A 16096-nucleotide genomic window follows, 5' to 3' on the forward strand; every position below is an offset into this window, starting at 1 on the left:
TCCTCGCCGAATGCGAATGGCGCTTCAACTACGCCCCACCCCGCCGTCTGCTCTCCACCCTCGCCAACTGGACTGGCCTAGGACAAGCTTCAGAACCCCAGTCCTAGCCTTAGCTAGGTCAGCCCCTTGTCCGAAAGCCGGAGCCCACTATGCGCCAAAGCGGCAAAGGAACAAAAGCCTAAAATTGGGATGCGGACCGGCAGCCGCCTCGGCGGTCCGCCCAGGCGCCGGCGGAAACACCGCTCACCCGGGCAGCGCGGGCAGGGTCCGGAACGGCGCCTGCGGCAGGAAGGCGCCGGGGCCCTGCTCGGCGGCGGAGGAGAACTTCGCCGGCTTGGTCACATTGTCCACGAAGGCGTCGGGGATGCCCGTCACCGTCACCACGCGCCGCGGGATCGCCAGCGTGCCGGCCGAGAAATACAGGTCGCCGGTCAGCGTCTTGACGAAGTTGTCCTGCGGCGTGGAGACGGCGCCGCATTCCTTCGCATAGGCCCCCGAATTGGCCGTGCAGCGCAGCACGAAGCTTCGCTGCTTCAGCTTCGATTCCAGCAGGAAGAAGGTGGCGCAGTACTCGCAGGGGAACTCGTCCGTCACCAGGCAGAAGACGGTGGCGGCCTTGTTCTTCACCAGGTCATAGGCCTTCCGCTCGGCATGCGTCTCGGTCTTGCCCTTGTCCCGCTTGCTGTTGTCCGCGGTCGTCACCGTGTCCCCCGCGGTCCACACCGCGCCCTTGCCGTTCGGCAGGTACCAGGCCGTGCTCGTCGCCATGGGTCGCCCTCCTCGTTACGGGGGCAGACTGCCAGCGCTCCGGCCGCGCGGTCCAGCGAATGCGGCCAGGGCGGCGCGCCCTCACCCCTCCGCCAGGGCGGGCGCCACGGTCGCCACGGCTTCCGGCGTGCCGGCGGCGATCAGCGCGGCGACCATGCGCGCATAGGCGTCGCGCGTCAGCTTCCCGTCCTCCCGATGCCAGAGGTAGTGCCAGTTCAGCATCGCGAAGAAGCTCATCGTCAGCGGCTTCAGCAGCGGGCGGGGCGTGTCGGGATGCAGGTCGGCCACCAGCGCCGCCGCTTCCGCCACCAGCGCGCGCTCCATCGACTTCAGCGCCTCCTGCCGGGCAGGCGACAGCAGCGGCAGGCAGGCGATCTGCACGCGGTGCACCGCATCCGCGTCGCGATAGGCATCCAGCAGGTGGAAGGCGAGGGATTCCAGCCTCTCGCGCGGGCCGCGCGGCTGGTCGCCCACCGCGCGCGCCACCTGGACCAGGTGCTGCAGGTGCTGCGCCAGCACGTCGAACAGCATCTCCTCCTTGTCGGCCCAGTAGTGGTAGACCAGCGGCTTGGAGACGCCGGCCGCCTGGGCGATCATGGCGAGGCTGGCGCGGTCGTAGCCGTGCTTCGCGAACAGCTCCGCCGCCTGCGCCAGGATGGCGTTGCGCTTCTCGAAATGGTCGGCGGCGCGGGGGCGGGCCATCGGCTACTTCGGCCGCCGGTCCACGACCCGGCGCGCCTTGCCCAGGCTGCGCTCGATCGCGCCGGGGTCGCGCACGTCCACCGCCGCCGTCACGCCGATCATCTCCTTCACGTGGTGCGCCAGCTGCTGCGCCGCGGTGATGCGCTCGTCCTCGTCGGTGCCGGGCTCGCATTCCACGGCGATGGTCATCGCGTCCAGCGGCCCTTCGCGCGTCAGCACCAGCTGGTAGTGCGGCGCCAGGTGCGGCACGCGCAGGATCTGCTCCTCCACCTGGCTGGGGAAGACGTTGACGCCGCGCAGGATGATCATGTCGTCGCTGCGGCCGGTGATCTTCTGCATCCGCCGGAAGGCCGGCCGCGCCGTGCCCGGCAGCAGCCGCGTCAGGTCGCGCGTGCGGTAGCGGATGATCGGCATCGCCTCCTTCGTCAGGCTGGTGAAGACCAGCTCGCCCGGCTCGCCATCCGGCACCGGTGCGCCGGTCTCGGGGTCGATGACCTCGGGGAAGAAGTGGTCCTCCCAGATGTGCGGGCCGTCCTTCGTCTCCACGCATTCGTTCGCCACGCCCGGGCCCATCACCTCCGACAGGCCGTAGATGTCCACCGCGTGGATGTCGAAGGCCTCCTCGATCTGCGCGCGCATCGCCTCGGTCCAGGGCTCGGCGCCGAAGATGCCGATCTTCAGGCTGGACTTGCGCGGATCCACGCCCCGCCTGCGGAACTCGTCGAGCAGCGCCAGCATGTAGCTCGGCGTCACCATGATGATCTCGGGCCGGAAGTCCTCGATCAGCTGCACCTGGCGCTCCGTCATGCCGCCGGAGACCGGAATGACGGTGCAGCCCATCGCCTCCGCCCCGTAATGCGCGCCGAGCCCGCCGGTGAACAGGCCGTAGCCATAGGCGACATGCACCATCATGCCGGCGCGCCCGCCGCTGGCGCGGATGGAGCGCGCGACGACGCTGCTCCAGGTCTCGATGTCCTTCTGCGTGTAGCCGACGACCGTCGGCTTGCCGGTGGTGCCGGAGGAGGCGTGGATGCGCGCCACCTTCTCGCGCGGCACGGCGAACATGCCGAAGGGATAGTTGGCGCGCAGATCGGCCTTGGTGGTGAAGGGGAACTTCGCCAGGTCCGGCAGGTCGCGGAAGTCCAGCGGCGTGACGCCGGCGGCGTCGAAGGCGCGGCGGTAATGCGGCACGTTCTCGTAGGCATGGGCCAGCGTCCAGGCCAGCCGTTCGCGCTGCAGCGCCCGCATCTGCGGGGCCGAGAGCCGCTCCGCCGCGTCGAGCAGGTCCGGCGCAGGCGGATCGCCGAGGCGCGTGGTCATGTCGCGATCTCCACGAGATGGCCTTCGATGCTGCGCGACAGCCCGCGGAACAGCGCGACCTGCCGACCTTCCTCATCCGTGACGGTGACGTCGGTGATGCCGCTGCGTCCCGCGCTCGCGGTCTGCACCGCGCGCGCCGTCAGCCTGTCGCCCAGCCGCGCGGGGCGCAGATAGGTGATGGTGTTGCTCTGCGCGACGGCACGGCGATTGAAGGAATTGCAGGCGAAGGCGAAGGCGGAATCGGCCAGCGCGAAGATGAAGCCGCCATGGCAGATGCCGTGCCCGTTCACCATGCGGCGCTCAACCGTCATGGTGATGTCGGCCTCACCGGGCGCGATGCGCGCGATGCGCATGCCCAGACCCTGCGAGGCGTGGTCGTCGGCCCACATCGCGTCGGCGCAGGCCCGGGCCAGTTCCTCGGGACTCATTCCGGCGCGCCCTCGAAGCGCGGCGCGCGCTTCTGCGCGAAGGCCGCCACGCCTTCGTTGTAGTCGTGGCTGCGGCCGAGCTCGCGCTGCATCAGTGCCTCGAGGTCGAGCTGCGCGTCGAGGCCGTTGCCCTCCGCAGCCTGCAGCGCGCGCTTGGTCGCCGACAATGCCTTGGCGGGCAGGCGCGCCAGCTTCGCGCAGGTCGCCTCCGCCTCCGTTATCAACCGGTCATCGGGCACCGCGCGATGGATGAGGCCCATCGCAGCCGCCTCGGCACCGGTAATCGGCTCGCCGAGCATCGCCATGGCGCGGGCCCGCGCCGGGCCGGCCAGGTGCGTCAGCGTCCAGGTGGCGCCGGAATCGGGGATCAGGCCGATGCGGATGAAGGCCTGCGCGAAGCGCGCGGTCTCCGCGGCCAGGGTGATGTCGCAGGCGAAGGCGATGGAGGCGCCGGCGCCCGCCGCGGTGCCGTGCACCGCGCAGACCACCGGCTTCTCCAGCGCGCGGATCGCGCGAACCAGCCGGTTCCAGCCGCGCTCGATGACGGCGCCGAGGTCGGCCTCGGACCCCGTCAGACCAGGCTCCGCCAGGTCCTGCCCGGCGCAGAAGCCGCGGCCCGCGCCGGTGAGCAGCACGGCACGGCAGGACGGGTCGCGGCCCGCCGCCTCCAGCGCAGTGAGCAGGGCGGCGTGCAGCGCGCCGTCGAAGGCGTTCAGCTTCTGCGGGCGGTTGAGCGTCAGCACCCGGTAGCCTGTCCGCGCCTCGACCAGCAGCGGTCCCGCGCTCTCGCCCATGCGGCCCTCCCGTTATCGTATACGAACTTCTTCACTATTGACTGACCGTTCGGTTAATCTATTCTGGCAGCAGCCGCCGGTCAACGGCGGCGAGGGAGGACGCAGGGCGGATGAGCGCAACCGCACAGGCCTTTGCGGAGAAGCACGGCGCGACGCTCGACCAGGCGATCGCCGCCCTGCAGAGCCGCGGTTACTTCTCGGCCTACCCGGAAACGCCCTCGGGGAAGATCTACGGCGAGAGCGCGAAGGCCGAGGCCGAGGCCGCTTTCGCAGCGCTGCTGGGGAAGCCCTTCGCGGACGGCCCCGGCCAGGTCGGCGCGGAGCTCTCGCCCTGGGGCCCGAAGCTCGGCATCACCTACCCCGCGCTCGACGTCGCCACGCTGGTCGCGCGCGCCGAGGCTGCCGCACCTGCGTGGGCGGATGCCGCGCCGGCCCATCGCGCCGGCATCTGCCTCGAGATCCTGCACCGGCTGAACCGCGACAGCTTCCTGATGGCGCAGGCGGTGATGCACACCACCGGCCAGGGCTGGGCCATGGCCTTCCAGGCCGGGGGGCCACATGCGCAGGACCGCGGGCTGGAGGCGGTGGCCTACGCGATGGAGGAGCTCTCCCGCATCCCCGGCACGGCGCGCTGGGCCAAGCAGGCCGGCAAGGAGCAGCTTCTGCTCGACAAGGCCTACCGCGCCGTGCCGCGCGGCATCGGCCTGGTCATCGGCTGCGCCACCTTCCCCACCTGGAACGGCTATCCCGGCCTCTTCGCCAGCCTCGCCACAGGCAATGCGGTGATCGTGAAGCCGCATCCCGCCGCGATCCTGCCGCTGGCGCTGACGGTGCGCACCGCGCGCGCCGTGCTGGCGGAAGCGGGCTACCCCGCCGATGTCGTGCAACTCGCCCCCGACACGCCGGAAGCGCCGCTGGCCTCGGACCTCGCAAGGCACGACGCGATCGGCATCGTGGACTTCACCGGCGGCCCGGCCTTCGGCCGCTGGCTGCGCGAGACCGTCGGCGGCCGGAAGGTGCTGCACACCGAGGAAGCCGGCATCAATCCCGTGGTGCTGCACTCCACCGCCGACTTCGCGGGGCTCTGCCGCAACCTGGCCTTCTCGCTCGCTCTCTACAGCGGGCAGATGTGCACGGCGCCGCAGAACATCTTCGTCCCGGCCGGCGGCATCGCGACGAATGAAGGCCACAAGAGCTTCGACGAGCTCGGCGCCGCGCTCGCCGCAGCGGTGGATGCACTGCTGGCCGACCCGGCGCGCGCCGCGGGCGTGGCCGGCGCCATCCAGAACCCGGCGACGCTGGACCGCATCGCCGCCGCGCGTGGGCTTGGCCGCGTGCTGCGCGACAGCGCGCCGATCCCGGGCCAGGACGCCGCGCGCACCGCCACCCCCCTGCTGCTCGCGGTGGAAGCAGAGGCCCGCGACGCCTGGGGCGAGGAGCGCTTCGGCCCAATCGCCTTCCTGATCCGCTGCGCCGATGCCGACGCCGCGCTCGCCCTCGCCGCCGGCTCCGCCCGGGCGCGGGGCGCGATCACCGCGCTGGTGCACAGCACGGACGGCGCCTTCCTGGACAGGGCGGAACGCGCCTTCGCGCGGGCCGGCGCGGCGCTGAGCGAGAACCTGACCGGCGGGATCTTCGTGAACCAGTCGGCGGCCTTCAGCGACTACCACGTCTCGGGCGCCAATCCGGCCGGCACCTCCTGCCTGACGGATGCCGCCTTCGTCGCGAACCGCTTCCACATCGCCATGGCGCGCCGGCCCGCGGCCGCTTAGCGTCGCTGCAATGACAATGCAGGGAGGAACGAGGATGGGTCTGGGTAGGATGCTCCGCCGCGGGGCGCTGACACTCGGCGCGCTCGCCGCTTTCGGTTTCGCCTTTAGCGCCCTGCGGGCGACGCCCGCGCTGGCGCAGCAGGGCCAGCCGATCCGCATCGGCGCGGTGCTGTCGGTGACGGGCCCCGCCAGCTTCCTCGGCGACCCCGAGGACAAGACGCTGCGGCTCTACGTCAACCGGATCAACCAGGCCGGCGGCATCAACGGCCGCCCCATTCAGCTGATCGTCTATGACGACGGCGGCGACGCCAACCGCGCGCGCACCTTCGCCACCCGCCTGGTGGAGGACGACCGCGTGGTGGCGATGGTCGGCGGCACGACCACCGGCACCACCATGGCGATGCGCCCGGTCTTCGAGGATGCCCGCATCCCCTTCATCAGCCTGGCCGGCGGCATCGAGATCATCGACCCGGTCTCGCCCTTCACCTTCAAGACGCCGCACACCGACAGGATGGCCTGCGAGAAGATCTTCGCGGATATCCGGGCGCGCGGCCTGTCGCGCGTCGCGCTGATCAGCGGCACCGACGGCTTCGGCCAGTCCATGCGCGCGCAGTGCCAGCGCGTCGCCCAGGCGGCCGGCATCACCATCGTGGCGGACGAGCAGTACGGCCCGCGCGATTCCGACATGACCCCGCAGCTGACGCGTATCCGCAACACCCAGGGCGTCGAGGCGGTGGTGAATCCAGGCTTCGGCCAGGGGCCGGCGATCGTCACCCGCGGCTACGCGCAGCTCGGCATCCGGCTCCCGCTGTACCAGAGCCACGGCGTGGCCAGCGCGCAGTTCATCGAGTTGGCGACGGCAGCGGCCGCGGAGGGGGTGCGCCTCCCTGCCGCCGCGTTGCTGGTGGCGGAGCAGCTGCCGCAGAACGACCCGCAGCGCCAGGTGCTGATCGACTACAAGACCGCTTTCGAGCGTGAGTTCAACCAGCCGGTCTCGACCTTCGGCGGCCATGCCTATGACGGGCTGATGATCCTGGCCGACGCGATCCGCCGCGCCAACAGCACGGACGGCACGCGGCTGCGCGACGCCATCCGCGCCACCCGCGGCTTTGTGGGCACGGGCGGCGTGGTGAACATGAGCGCCACGGATCACATGGGGCTGGACCTCAGCGCCTTCCGGATGGTGGAGATCCGCGGCGGCCGCTTCGTGCTGATCGGGAACTGACGGCGGCGCACCCCTACCCCGACCCTCCCCCGCACACGGGGGAGGGAGAAGAGGCGGAGACGATCCATGCTCGCCGAGCTTCTGCAGTTCCTCGTCTCCGGCCTGACGGTCGGCGCCGTCTATGCGCTGGTCGCGCTGGGCTTCACGCTGATCTACAACGCCTCCGATGTGGTGAACTTCGCGCAGGGCGAGTTCGTCATGCTGGGTGGCATGGTCACCGTCTTCGCCGTCGCCGCGGGCATTGCGCTGCCGCTGGCCGCGGCGCTGGCCATCCTGGTCGCGGTCGCGGTGGGGCTGCTGCTGCACCGCCTGGCGATCGAGCCGGCGCGCGGCGCCTCCGCCGTCACGCTCATCATCATCACCATCGGCGCGAGCATCTTCCTGCGCGGCGTGGCGCAGATCGTCTTCGACAAGCGCTTCCACCAGCTGCCCGCCTTCAGCGGCAGCGACCCGATCCTGCTGGCCGGCGCCGCCATCCTGCCGCAGAGCTTCTGGGTGCTGGGGGGCGCGCTGCTGGTCTTCCTCGGCCTCTTCGTCTTCCTGGAGAAGACGCTGCTGGGCAAGGCGGTGCTGGCCACCGCGGCGAACCGGCTGGCGGCGCGGCTGGTGGGCGTGGACACCTCCTTCGTGCTCGCGCTGTCCTTCGGGCTCTCGGCCGCCATCGGCGCCTTCGCGGGAATCCTGATCACGCCGATCACCCTGACCTCCTTCGATGTCGGCACGCTGCTCGCACTCAAGGGCTTCGCGGCGGCGATGCTGGGCGGCATGGGCAGCCCGCTCGGCGCCGTGGTGGGCGGCCTGCTGCTCGGCGTGCTGGAGAGCTTCGCCGCGGGCACCATCTCCTCGGCCTACAAGGACGCGGTGGCCTTCATCGTCATCCTGGCCGTGCTCTTCGCCATGCCGCAGGGCCTGTTCGGCCGGCGCAGCGTGGAGCGCGTGTAGTGCGGCTCTCTCCACGCTGGCAGTTCCCCTTCCGCGCCCGTTGGGCGACCCTGCTGATCCTGGCCGCGGTGATCGGCACCATCCCCTGGTTCTTCCCCTCCGGCTTCTACTTCCGCGTCGCCGCGCTGGTCTGGGTCACGGCCCTGGCGGCGGTCGGGCTGCAGGTGCTGATGGGGCAGGCCGGGCAGGTGAGCCTGGGCCATGCCGGCTTCGTCGGCATCGGCGCCTATGCCATGGCGCTCGGGCCGAAATACCTCGGTCTCGACGTGCTGCTCTGCCTGCCGCTCGGCGCCATCGTCGCGGCCGCCGTCGCCTTCGTCGTGGGGCGACCGATCCTGCGGCTGAAAGGGCATTACCTGGCGGTGGCGACGCTGGGCTTCGGCATGCTGGTGACGATGGTGCTGGTCAGCGAGGTCGGCATCACCGGCGGGCCTGACGGCATCCGCGTGCCGCGCGCCGAGCTGTTCGGCTGGCGCATCCGCGGCGGCGAGACCTTCTACTGGATCGCCGGCGTGGCGCTGCTGGTCGGCGTCTGGATCGCGCTGAACCTGCAGGACAGTCCCTCCGGCCGGGCGCTGGCTGCGCTGCACGACAGCGAGGTGGCGGCGCGCACCGTGGGCATCGACGTCGCCGCCCACAAGCTGCGCGCCTTCGTCATCGCCGCGGTGTACGGCGCCGTCGCGGGCGGGCTGCTGGCACTCATGAACGGCTTCGTCACGCCGGACGCCGCCGGCTTCCTGGCCTCTATCGAATACGTGACGATGGTGGTGATCGGCGGCCTGGCCAGCGTGCCGGGCGCGGTGGTGGGCGCGGCGCTGCTGGTGCTGCTGCCGCAGACCCTGACCTTCCTGCACGAATACGAGCAGGCGGTGCTGGGCGTGCTGATCATGCTGTTCATGATCTTCCTGCGCGCCGGCATCGTGCCCGGCCTGGCCGCGCTGCTGCGGCGGAAGGCGGCATGAACGCGATCCAGCCCCGCGGCGAGGTGCTGCTCAGGGCCGAGGGCATCGGCATCTCCTTCGGTGGCCTGCGTGCGCTGGACGGCGTGGGCTTCGCAGCACGCGCGGGGGAGGTGCTGGCGATCATCGGCCCGAACGGCGCCGGCAAGACGACGCTGTTCAACATCGTCTCCGGCCTCTACCGCGCCAGCGAGGGCCGCATCGCGCTGGACGGGCAGGACGTGACGGAGGCGCCGCCGCACCGCCTGGCGGCGCGCGGCCTGTCTCGCACCTTCCAGAACCTGCAGGTCTTCTTCCGCATGACGGCACTGGAGAACGTGATGGCGGGCCGCCATCTGCAGGAGAGGTCGGGCCTCTTCGCCGACCTGTTCCGCCTGCCCGCCGCGCGCCGCGCCAATGCCACGACGCGGGAGGCTGCCATGGCGCTGCTGGCGGAGGTCGGGCTGGCCGACAAGGCAGAGCAGCCGGCGGGCAGCCTGCCCTATGGCGCGCTGAAGCGGCTGGAGATCGCGCGGGCACTCGCGACCGATCCACGCGTGCTGATGCTCGACGAGCCCGCGGCGGGCTGCAACCCGGTGGAGACGGAGGAGATCGACCGCCTGATCGCCCAGGTCGCGGCGCGCGGCGTGGCGGTGGTGCTGATCGAGCACGACATGAAGCTGGTGATGCGCATCAGCCGGCACGTCCTCGTGCTGAACCAGGGGCGGATGCTGGCGGAAGGCACGCCGGAGGAGGTGCGCGGCAATCCGGAGGTCATCGCCGCCTATCTCGGCACGCATGGCGCGAAGGAAGCGAGTCGCGCGACGGCGCGTGGGGCACACCATGCTTGAGGTGCGGGACCTGCAATCGGCCTATGGCCGCATCCTGGCGCTGAAGGGCATCTCGCTCCGCGTCGAGACCGGGGAGATCACCGCGCTGGTCGGCGGCAACGGCGCGGGCAAGACGACGCTGCTTCGCTGCCTGTCGGGCGTGCAGCCGGTCAGCGCCGGCCGCGTGACGTTCCATGGCGATGACATCACCGCCTGGTCGCCGCACCGTCGGGTCGCGGCCGGCATCGCGCAATCGCCGGAAGGCCGGCAGGTCTTCGGGCCGCTGAGCGTGGAGGACAATCTCCGCCTCGGCGCCTTCCGGCGCGGACGGGCCGAGACCGCACTCAACCTCGACCGGGTCTTCGACATGTTCCCGATCCTGCAGGAGAAGCGGGCGCTGCAGGCCGCCGGACTCTCCGGCGGTCAGCAGCAGATGCTGGCGATCGGGCGCGCGCTGATGAGCGAGCCTCGGCTTCTGATGCTGGACGAGCCGAGCATGGGCCTGGCGCCGGTGCTGGTGGATCAGATCCTGGACGCGGTGGTGGCGCTGAAGCGCGCCGGCGTGACGGTGCTGCTGGTGGAGCAGAATGCGAGCGCCGCACTGGCGATTGCGGACCGCGGCTATGTGATCGAGACAGGGCGCATCGCGCATGGCGGCAGCGGCGCGGACCTGCTGCACGATCCAGCGGTGCGGGAGGCTTATCTGGGGGTGTGAGGTTTCAGCGCCCGCTGAACGGGTTCGGTCCGAGCAGTTCCAGCCTGTAGCGCGCCGCGATCTCCAGGATGCGGCCCATATCCTCCGGGATGCGGAGGTCCGCGTCGGCGATCTCCAGGAAGAAGCGCTCGAAGCCGCCGGGCTGCACGACGCAGAACATCGTGCCGGCAGTGTCACCGATGTTGACGAAGGAATGCGGCACGCCGCGCGGCAGCACGGCGCAGTCGCCCGGCCCGGCCTCGAACTCCTGCTCGCCGCACTTCATGCGGAAGCGGCCGGAGACGACGCGGAACATCTCGTCCTCGCCGTTGTGGACGTGCCAGGGCGGTCCGTCGCCGGGCTGGCGGACATCCTCGAAGGCGCTGAACCCGGCACCCGGCCCGTCGGCCGGCATGGTGATTCGGATGTCGCCGCCGAACAGCGGCAGTACGCGCGCGGCGCTGGCGGCGACGAAGCGTGGCTTGGACATGGCTGACCTCCCTCGTTCGGCGAAGCCTAGCGGCTACCGCGCCATCTGCACCACCCCGTGCTGTTCCCGCACGGCGTGGAACCGCAGCTCCGGGAAGTCCTCCTCGGCCCGCTTGCGACGCCAGTCCGAGGAGAACAGCGCGACGTATTCGCCGTCATGGTCCTCCGCCGTGTCGCCGCGGTTGGTGGCGGCCCAGCGCTCGACCTGGGCGCGCTCGCCGCTGATCCAGCGCAGCACCTGCCAGCGCGTGGCGTCGAAGCCGGCGGGGACGCCGTATTCGACCTTCAGGCGGCTCTGCAGCACGTCGAGCTGCAGCTGGCCGACCACACCGACCACGGGCGGGCTGCCATCCAGCGGGCGGAACACCTGCACCACGCCCTCCTCGGCCAGCTGGTCCAGCGCGGTGCGCAGCTTCTTGGCCAGCATCGGGTCTTCCAGCCGCACATGGCGCAGGATCTCGGGCGCGAAGCTCGGCACGCCGCGGAAATTCACCTCCTCGCCCTCAGTCAGCGTGTCGCCGATGCGCAGCGTGCCGTGGTTGGCGATGCCGACGACGTCGCCGGGCCAGGCTTCCTCGGCCACCTGGCGCTCCTTGGCGAAGAAGAAGAGCGGCGCGTTGACCGGCACCTGCTTGCCGGTGCGCACCTGGCGCAGCCGCATGCCCTTGGTCAGCCGCCCGCTGCAGAGCCGCACGAAGGCGACGCGGTCGCGGTGGTTGGGGTCCATGTTGGCCTGGACCTTGAAGACGAAGCCGGTCAGGCGCGGCTCGTCCGGTTCCACGTTGCGCGGGTCCGCGGGGCGGGCGCCGGGCGGCGGGGCGAAGCGCGACAGCCCCTCGAGCAGGTGGCCGACGCCGAAGTCGCGCAGCGCGGAGCCGAAGAACACCGGCGTCAGCGTGCCCTGGCGGAAGGCGTCGAGGTCGAAGGCGTTCAGCCCGGCCTCGGCCAGCAGCACCTCCTCGGCCAGCGCGGTCGCGCGCGCCTCGCCGACCAGCTCCGCGATGCGCGGGTCGTCGGGGCCGGAGACGGCAATGCCCTCCTCCTCCGTCGCATCCACGGGCATCAGGCGCTTGGCCAGGATGTCGTAGGTGCCCCAGAACTCGCTGGCGCGGCCGACCGGCCAGGCGACGGGGGCGGCGTCCAGCGCCAGCGTCTTCTCGATCTCGTCGATCAGCTCGAAGGGGTCGCGCGCCTCGCGGTCCATCTTGTTGACGAAGGTGACGATCGGGATGTCGCGCAGGCGGCACACCTCGAACAGCTTGCGGGTCTGCGCCTCGATGCCCTTGGCAGCGTCCAGCACCATCACCGCGGCGTCCACGGCGGTCAGCGTGCGGTAGGTGTCCTCGCTGAAGTCCTCGTGGCCCGGCGTGTCGAGCAGGTTGAAGACGATGCCCGCGCGCTCGAAAGTCATGACGGAGGTCGCGACGGAGATGCCGCGGTCCTGCTCGATCTTCATCCAGTCCGACCGCGTGCGCCGGGCATTGCCCTTGGCGCGCACGGCGCCGGCCAGCTGGATGGCGCCGCCCTTCAGCAGCAGCTTCTCGGTCAGCGTGGTCTTGCCCGCGTCGGGGTGGGCGATGATCGCGAAGGTGCGGCGCCGCGCGGCTTCCCGCGCGACGCTGTCCAGGTCCAGGGCGTCGGTCATGATGGTGGCATATAGCCCCTTGCGGCCCCGGTATCAGCCCCGGCTTTGCTGCAGCAGCGCCACCAGCCCATGCACCCCGCGCATCACAGGCGCGGGCTGACCCAGCCGCTCCGCCATCTCCACCAGCGCGCCGAGGATCGGGCCAAGCTCCAGCCGCCGCCCGGCCTCCCAATCCTGCAGCATGGAGGTGCGGAAGGCGCCGATGCGGCGGGTGACGACCATCCGCGCCTCGATGCTGCCGAGCGGCGGCAGGCCGATGCGCTGACCCAGCGCGTCCATCTCCGCCATCATCGCCTCCGCCAGTCCCTTCACCCCGGGCTCGTCCAGCATGTCGGAGAGGGTGGCGCGGCACAGCACGCTGAGCGGGTTCATGTTCGAATTGCCCCACAGCTTGCGCCAGATCTCCTCCCGGATGGCGGCCGAGGGCTCGGCCGGCACGCCGCCGGCGCGCAGCACACCGACGACCCGGTCCAGCAGCCCGGCGTCGCCGAAATGGCCGATGGGCAGCCGGTCGGCCTTCACTAGGCGGATCACGCCCGGCGCCTCGGTCATGGCGGCGGCGTGCACCACGGCTGCGAGCACGCGATTGGCGGGCAGGGCGGCGGCCAGCGCCCCGCCGGGATCCACGCTGTCCAGCGCAGCGCCGGCCAAGGGGCCGCCGAAGCCCTGCAGGAAGAACCAGGGCACGCCATTCTGCGCCGAGAGCACGCGCGTCGCCGGCCCCATCGCGGCGCGGACCAGCGGCAGCGCCGCCGGAAGGTCCTGGCCCTTCAGGCCCAGGACCAGGACATCCGGCACGGGCAGGTCGGCGGGGTCCTCGGCCGCGGGCAGGCGGAAGACGCGCGCCGCGTCACCCGCCCGGAGCACCAGCCCGTCGCGCCGCAGCGCGGCCAGGGTCGCGCCGCGGGCGAGCAGCGCCACCTCTGCCCCGCCCGCGGCAAAGCCCGCGGCCAGCCATCCGCCGATCGCGCCGAGACCCAGGACCGTCACCCGCATGCGGAAACCCTCTGCCGCAATGCCGGCGCCCCGGCAACAATGCCGCCCACCACCCGGAGGCCCGCCGATGATCCTGCGCCGCGCCCTGCTCGCCCTGCCGCTCGCCCTGGCACCCCTCGGACCGACCTTCGCCCAGGCACCTTTCCCGCAGCGGCCGGTGCGGCTGGTGGTGCCCTTCCCGCCCGGCGGCACCACGGACGTGCTGGCGCGGGCCCTCGCGGCGAAATGGCAGGATGCCTGGGGCAGCAGGTGGTTGTGGAGAACCGCGGCGGTGGTGGCGGTGTGATCGGGACCGAGGCGGTGTTCCGCGCCGCGCCCGACGGCCACACCCTGGTGCTCGGCAACAACCAGACGCACGGCACCAACGGCGCGCTGATCCCGGGCCTGCCCTACGACCCGGCCGGCTTCGCAGCCATCACCCTGGTGGCCCGTGCGCCGCACGCGCTGGTCGTGCCGGCGTCCTCCCCCGCGCGGAGCGTCGCGGAGCTGGTGGAGCTCGGCCGGAGGCCGGGGCGGGGGCTGTCCTACGCCTCCTCCTCGGCCGGGTCGTCGTCCCACCTGATGAGTGAGACCTTCGCAAGGCGGAACGGCATGAACGCGACGCATGTGCCCTATCGCGGCGCGGCGCCCGCGGCGCAGGACCTGGTGGCGGGGGTGGTGGACTTCATGATGGCGACCTGGGCCAGCGTCTCGGCACTGGCGGCGGACGGCCGCATTCGGGCGCTGGGCGTCGGCGGGCAGATGCGCTTCACCGACATCCCCGACGTGCCGACGCTGCAGGAACTGGGATACGACTACGTCTCCGGCGATGCCTGGTTCGGCCTGTTCGCCCCGCTCGGCACGCCCGCGCCGGTGCTGGAGCGGATCCACGCCTCGACCGAGGCCGCGCTGGCCGACCCGGTGCTGCGCGGCCGGCTGGAGGCCGCCGGCTTCCGGATCGAGACCATGCCGCCCGCCGCCTTCGGCCCGTTCCACCAGGCGGAGGTGCTCCGCTGGGCGGCCCTGGTGCGGGAGGCCGGCGTGACGCTCACGAATTGATGAGGGGGGTGGGTTGCGCCCAGGACAGGCCGTGACCCCTTCACCTCGCGGCCTGCTGCGGCTAAATGCAGCCTGCCCTTTTCCAGCAGGACCATGCAGACCAAGAAGCTGTTCGACTTCAACGAGCGCAAGAATGCCGCCGAGGAGGCCCGCAAGGCCGCGGCGGAGAAGTTCGCTGCGATGAAGGCCCGCCTCGACGACCCCGAGGTCCAGAAGCGCATGGCCGAGCAGAAGGCCATCGCCGAGGCGCGCGCCGCGCGCGAGGCCGAGAAGCGCGCCGCGAAGCTCGCGATCAAGCAGGCCGAGGAGGCTGCGCGCCTGGCCGCCAAGCGCGAAGCCGAGCGCAAGGCGCAGGAAGAACTCGCCCGCCGACGCGCGGCCGAGATCGAGGCCGCCAATGCCGCCGCCCGCCGCGCTGCCGACCAGCGCAACCGCGCCGTGACTCTTGCCGCCGCCCACAAGGCGATGCAGGACGCCCGCAAGGCGCGCCAGCGCTAAGGCTTCCCCACGGCGTCGCCGAGGGGGCCCCGGACGGGGGTTGATCCTTCGCTGATGGGTCTTGTTCCAGCGGCAGAGCCGCTGAAGCAGCCGTCAGCGGCTGTCGAGTTGCGCAGCCAGTTCCGGGCAGCAGGCGTGCATCGCGGTGCTGGAAGACAGGCCCAGTAGCCGGCAGGCCGCGAAGGCGCAGGCCAGGTTGGACGACAGCAGCGGCACGCCGACCCGGCCGCGCATCCAGTCCATCGCATCCAGCGTCGCCGCGCCCGTGCCGGAGATCAGCACCACGCAGTCCTTCGGTGGCGACAGCTTCGCCAGCCCGTCGGCCACCTCCTCCGGCGTCAGGTCATAGGCGCGGAAGGTGTCAGAGACCTTGAAGGACTCCACCAGCTCCAGCCCCACCGCGGCCCAGTAGCGCTCCGCGCGCTCCGTCAGCCAGCCCGGATAGGGCGAGAACAGCAGAAGCCTGCGGCGCCCCAGCGCGGCGACGGCCTTCGCGATGGCACGCGAGGCGAGGATGACGGGCCGGCCGGCGCCGGCCGAGAGCCGGTCCTGCAGCGCCTGGTCCTCCTCCGGCGGCAGCGCGTAGCTCGGCCCGGTGAGGCCGACCACCACGGCGTCCAGCGGCAGCGCGCCGAAGGCGCCGAGCGCCTGCTCGACATGGCCGAGATAGACGGCGTTCCGCTGCTCCAGCGTGGTGTTCGGCATCACCGGCAGGCGCGCAACGTGCAGCGCCGCCTGGTGCGGCAGGAGGTGGCGCATCTCCGGCTCGACTGCCGGGTTGGCGGAGGGCGCGAGCAGCCCGATGCGGTGTGTGGGGTGCCAGCGGCGGGGCGGATGGGTCACGGCATGCCGACCTTCGCGATGTCCAGCATCGACGCCTCCCGTGCCCAGGCGCGTGCCGCCTCGGCTTCCAGCGCGGCCATGCGCGCCACCTCCCCCGCCGGGTCGGCGGCGACGCGCGCATCGGTGCGCGGCAGCAGCGCGCCCCGCACCGTCGCCAGCCGTGCGGCGGCCCAG

General features: G+C 71.8%; 18 protein-coding genes. 9 read left to right on the forward strand and 9 right to left on the reverse strand.

Features of this window, described 5'->3' with window-relative positions:
- Positions 1 to 243: 243 nt before the first annotated feature.
- From OZN99_RS10840 to OZN99_RS10860, 5 genes are all read right to left on the reverse strand, one after another.
- Positions 244 to 768, reverse strand: coding sequence for a hypothetical protein (locus OZN99_RS10840; RefSeq protein WP_270935230.1), 525 nt, complete (start codon positions 766 to 768; stop codon positions 244 to 246).
- Positions 769 to 849: 81 nt separating this feature from the next.
- Positions 850 to 1470, reverse strand: coding sequence for a TetR/AcrR family transcriptional regulator (locus OZN99_RS10845; protein ID WP_270935231.1), 621 nt, complete (start codon positions 1468 to 1470; stop codon positions 850 to 852).
- 3 nt (positions 1471 to 1473) lie between these two features.
- Positions 1474 to 2790, reverse strand: a complete 1317-nt coding sequence (paaK, locus tag OZN99_RS10850) for a phenylacetate--CoA ligase PaaK (protein ID WP_270935232.1) — start codon at positions 2788 to 2790, stop codon at positions 1474 to 1476.
- The gene (gene paaI / locus OZN99_RS10855) at positions 2787 to 3218 is read right to left on the reverse strand and encodes a hydroxyphenylacetyl-CoA thioesterase PaaI (protein ID WP_270935233.1); all 432 of its coding nucleotides are present in this window, start codon (positions 3216 to 3218) and stop codon (positions 2787 to 2789) included. Before paaI ends, paaK begins: the two co-directional genes overlap by 4 nt.
- Positions 3215 to 4012, reverse strand: coding sequence for an enoyl-CoA hydratase-related protein (locus OZN99_RS10860; protein ID WP_270935234.1), 798 nt, complete (start codon positions 4010 to 4012; stop codon positions 3215 to 3217). Before OZN99_RS10860 ends, paaI begins: the two co-directional genes overlap by 4 nt.
- Before the next feature lie 110 nt (positions 4013 to 4122).
- Here OZN99_RS10860 and paaN point away from each other — a divergent pair, with 110 nt between their 5' ends.
- The 6 genes from paaN (at position 4123) to OZN99_RS10890 (ending at position 10434) form a co-directional block, all read left to right on the forward strand.
- Positions 4123 to 5784 carry a phenylacetic acid degradation protein PaaN gene (gene paaN / locus OZN99_RS10865; RefSeq protein ID WP_270935235.1) on the forward strand — a complete coding sequence of 554 codons (1662 nt, stop codon included), beginning with the start codon at positions 4123 to 4125 and terminating at the stop codon, positions 5782 to 5784.
- A 49-nt stretch (positions 5785 to 5833) separates the two neighbouring features.
- Positions 5834 to 7009, forward strand: coding sequence for an ABC transporter substrate-binding protein (locus OZN99_RS10870; protein WP_270935236.1), 1176 nt, complete (start codon positions 5834 to 5836; stop codon positions 7007 to 7009).
- A 66-nt stretch (positions 7010 to 7075) separates the two neighbouring features.
- Positions 7076 to 7951 (forward strand): branched-chain amino acid ABC transporter permease, encoded by an 876-nt coding sequence (locus OZN99_RS10875; RefSeq protein WP_270935237.1) that lies wholly within the window; start codon positions 7076 to 7078, stop codon positions 7949 to 7951.
- Positions 7951 to 8913, forward strand: coding sequence for a branched-chain amino acid ABC transporter permease (locus tag OZN99_RS10880; RefSeq protein WP_270935238.1), 963 nt, complete (start codon positions 7951 to 7953; stop codon positions 8911 to 8913). The genes OZN99_RS10875 and OZN99_RS10880 overlap by 1 nt, the downstream gene beginning before the upstream one ends.
- Positions 8910 to 9740, forward strand: coding sequence for an ABC transporter ATP-binding protein (locus tag OZN99_RS10885; RefSeq protein ID WP_270935239.1), 831 nt, complete (start codon positions 8910 to 8912; stop codon positions 9738 to 9740). Before OZN99_RS10880 ends, OZN99_RS10885 begins: the two co-directional genes overlap by 4 nt.
- On the forward strand, positions 9733 to 10434 hold the full coding sequence (locus tag OZN99_RS10890) for an ABC transporter ATP-binding protein (RefSeq protein ID WP_270935240.1): 702 nt from the start codon (positions 9733 to 9735) through the stop codon (positions 10432 to 10434). Before OZN99_RS10885 ends, OZN99_RS10890 begins: the two co-directional genes overlap by 8 nt.
- A gap of 4 nt (positions 10435 to 10438) precedes the next feature.
- On the opposite strand, the gene OZN99_RS10895 is transcribed toward OZN99_RS10890, so the two are convergent.
- From OZN99_RS10895 to OZN99_RS10905, 3 genes are read right to left on the reverse strand one after another with little or no spacing between them, the layout of a single operon-like run.
- Entirely contained in the window at positions 10439 to 10903 is a 465-nt protein-coding gene (locus tag OZN99_RS10895) for a cupin domain-containing protein (protein WP_270935241.1), read from the reverse strand.
- 33 nt (positions 10904 to 10936) lie between these two features.
- Complete coding sequence (locus OZN99_RS10900) at positions 10937 to 12547, reverse strand: peptide chain release factor 3 (RefSeq protein ID WP_270935242.1); 1611 nt, start codon at positions 12545 to 12547, stop codon at positions 10937 to 10939.
- A gap of 33 nt (positions 12548 to 12580) precedes the next feature.
- A complete protein-coding gene (locus tag OZN99_RS10905) occupies positions 12581 to 13543 on the reverse strand; it encodes a 2-dehydropantoate 2-reductase (RefSeq protein ID WP_270935243.1) in 963 nt (320 codons plus the stop codon).
- Between the two features lie 67 nt (positions 13544 to 13610).
- Here OZN99_RS10905 and OZN99_RS10910 point away from each other — a divergent pair, with 67 nt between their 5' ends.
- From OZN99_RS10910 to OZN99_RS10920, 3 genes are all read left to right on the forward strand, one after another.
- The gene (locus OZN99_RS10910; protein WP_270935244.1) at positions 13611 to 13829 is read left to right on the forward strand and encodes a hypothetical protein; all 219 of its coding nucleotides are present in this window, start codon (positions 13611 to 13613) and stop codon (positions 13827 to 13829) included.
- The gene (locus tag OZN99_RS10915) at positions 13793 to 14581 is read left to right on the forward strand and encodes a tripartite tricarboxylate transporter substrate-binding protein (RefSeq protein WP_270935245.1); all 789 of its coding nucleotides are present in this window, start codon (positions 13793 to 13795) and stop codon (positions 14579 to 14581) included. The genes OZN99_RS10910 and OZN99_RS10915 overlap by 37 nt, the downstream gene beginning before the upstream one ends.
- A 93-nt stretch (positions 14582 to 14674) precedes the next feature.
- A complete protein-coding gene (locus OZN99_RS10920; protein ID WP_270935246.1) occupies positions 14675 to 15079 on the forward strand; it encodes a DUF6481 family protein in 405 nt (134 codons plus the stop codon).
- A 93-nt stretch (positions 15080 to 15172) separates the two neighbouring features.
- Here the strand turns inward: OZN99_RS10920 and OZN99_RS10925 are convergent, their stop codons facing one another.
- A complete protein-coding gene (locus tag OZN99_RS10925; RefSeq protein ID WP_270935247.1) occupies positions 15173 to 15922 on the reverse strand; it encodes a maleate cis-trans isomerase family protein in 750 nt (249 codons plus the stop codon).
- Positions 15923 to 16096: the final 174 nt, after the last annotated feature.

This window comes from Falsiroseomonas oryzae, from assembly GCF_027856955.1.
GTDB lineage: Bacteria > Pseudomonadota > Alphaproteobacteria > Acetobacterales > Acetobacteraceae > Falsiroseomonas > Falsiroseomonas oryzae.

Excerpts from the sequence above, each read along its gene's own strand:
- OZN99_RS10840 (WP_270935230.1), bottom strand. The coding sequence starts at position 768 with ATGGCGACGAGCACGGCCTGGTACCTGCCGAACGGCAAGGGCGCGGTG.
- OZN99_RS10845 (WP_270935231.1), bottom strand. The coding sequence starts at position 1,470 with ATGGCCCGCCCCCGCGCCGCCGACCATTTCGAGAAGCGCAACGCCATC.
- OZN99_RS10875 (WP_270935237.1), top strand. The coding sequence starts at position 7,076 with ATGCTCGCCGAGCTTCTGCAGTTCCTCGTCTCCGGCCTGACGGTCGGC.
- OZN99_RS10900 (WP_270935242.1), bottom strand. The coding sequence starts at position 12,547 with ATGACCGACGCCCTGGACCTGGACAGCGTCGCGCGGGAAGCCGCGCGG.
- OZN99_RS10885 (WP_270935239.1), top strand. The coding sequence starts at position 8,910 with ATGAACGCGATCCAGCCCCGCGGCGAGGTGCTGCTCAGGGCCGAGGGC.
- OZN99_RS10860 (WP_270935234.1), bottom strand. The coding sequence starts at position 4,012 with ATGGGCGAGAGCGCGGGACCGCTGCTGGTCGAGGCGCGGACAGGCTAC.
- OZN99_RS10920 (WP_270935246.1), top strand. The coding sequence starts at position 14,675 with ATGCAGACCAAGAAGCTGTTCGACTTCAACGAGCGCAAGAATGCCGCC.
- OZN99_RS10910 (WP_270935244.1), top strand. The coding sequence starts at position 13,611 with ATGATCCTGCGCCGCGCCCTGCTCGCCCTGCCGCTCGCCCTGGCACCC.
- OZN99_RS10895 (WP_270935241.1), bottom strand. The coding sequence starts at position 10,903 with ATGTCCAAGCCACGCTTCGTCGCCGCCAGCGCCGCGCGCGTACTGCCG.
- paaK (WP_270935232.1), bottom strand. The coding sequence starts at position 2,790 with ATGACCACGCGCCTCGGCGATCCGCCTGCGCCGGACCTGCTCGACGCG.
- OZN99_RS10870 (WP_270935236.1), top strand. The coding sequence starts at position 5,834 with ATGCTCCGCCGCGGGGCGCTGACACTCGGCGCGCTCGCCGCTTTCGGT.
- paaI (WP_270935233.1), bottom strand. The coding sequence starts at position 3,218 with ATGAGTCCCGAGGAACTGGCCCGGGCCTGCGCCGACGCGATGTGGGCC.
- OZN99_RS10905 (WP_270935243.1), bottom strand. The coding sequence starts at position 13,543 with ATGCGGGTGACGGTCCTGGGTCTCGGCGCGATCGGCGGATGGCTGGCC.
- OZN99_RS10890 (WP_270935240.1), top strand. The coding sequence starts at position 9,733 with ATGCTTGAGGTGCGGGACCTGCAATCGGCCTATGGCCGCATCCTGGCG.
- paaN (WP_270935235.1), top strand. The coding sequence starts at position 4,123 with ATGAGCGCAACCGCACAGGCCTTTGCGGAGAAGCACGGCGCGACGCTC.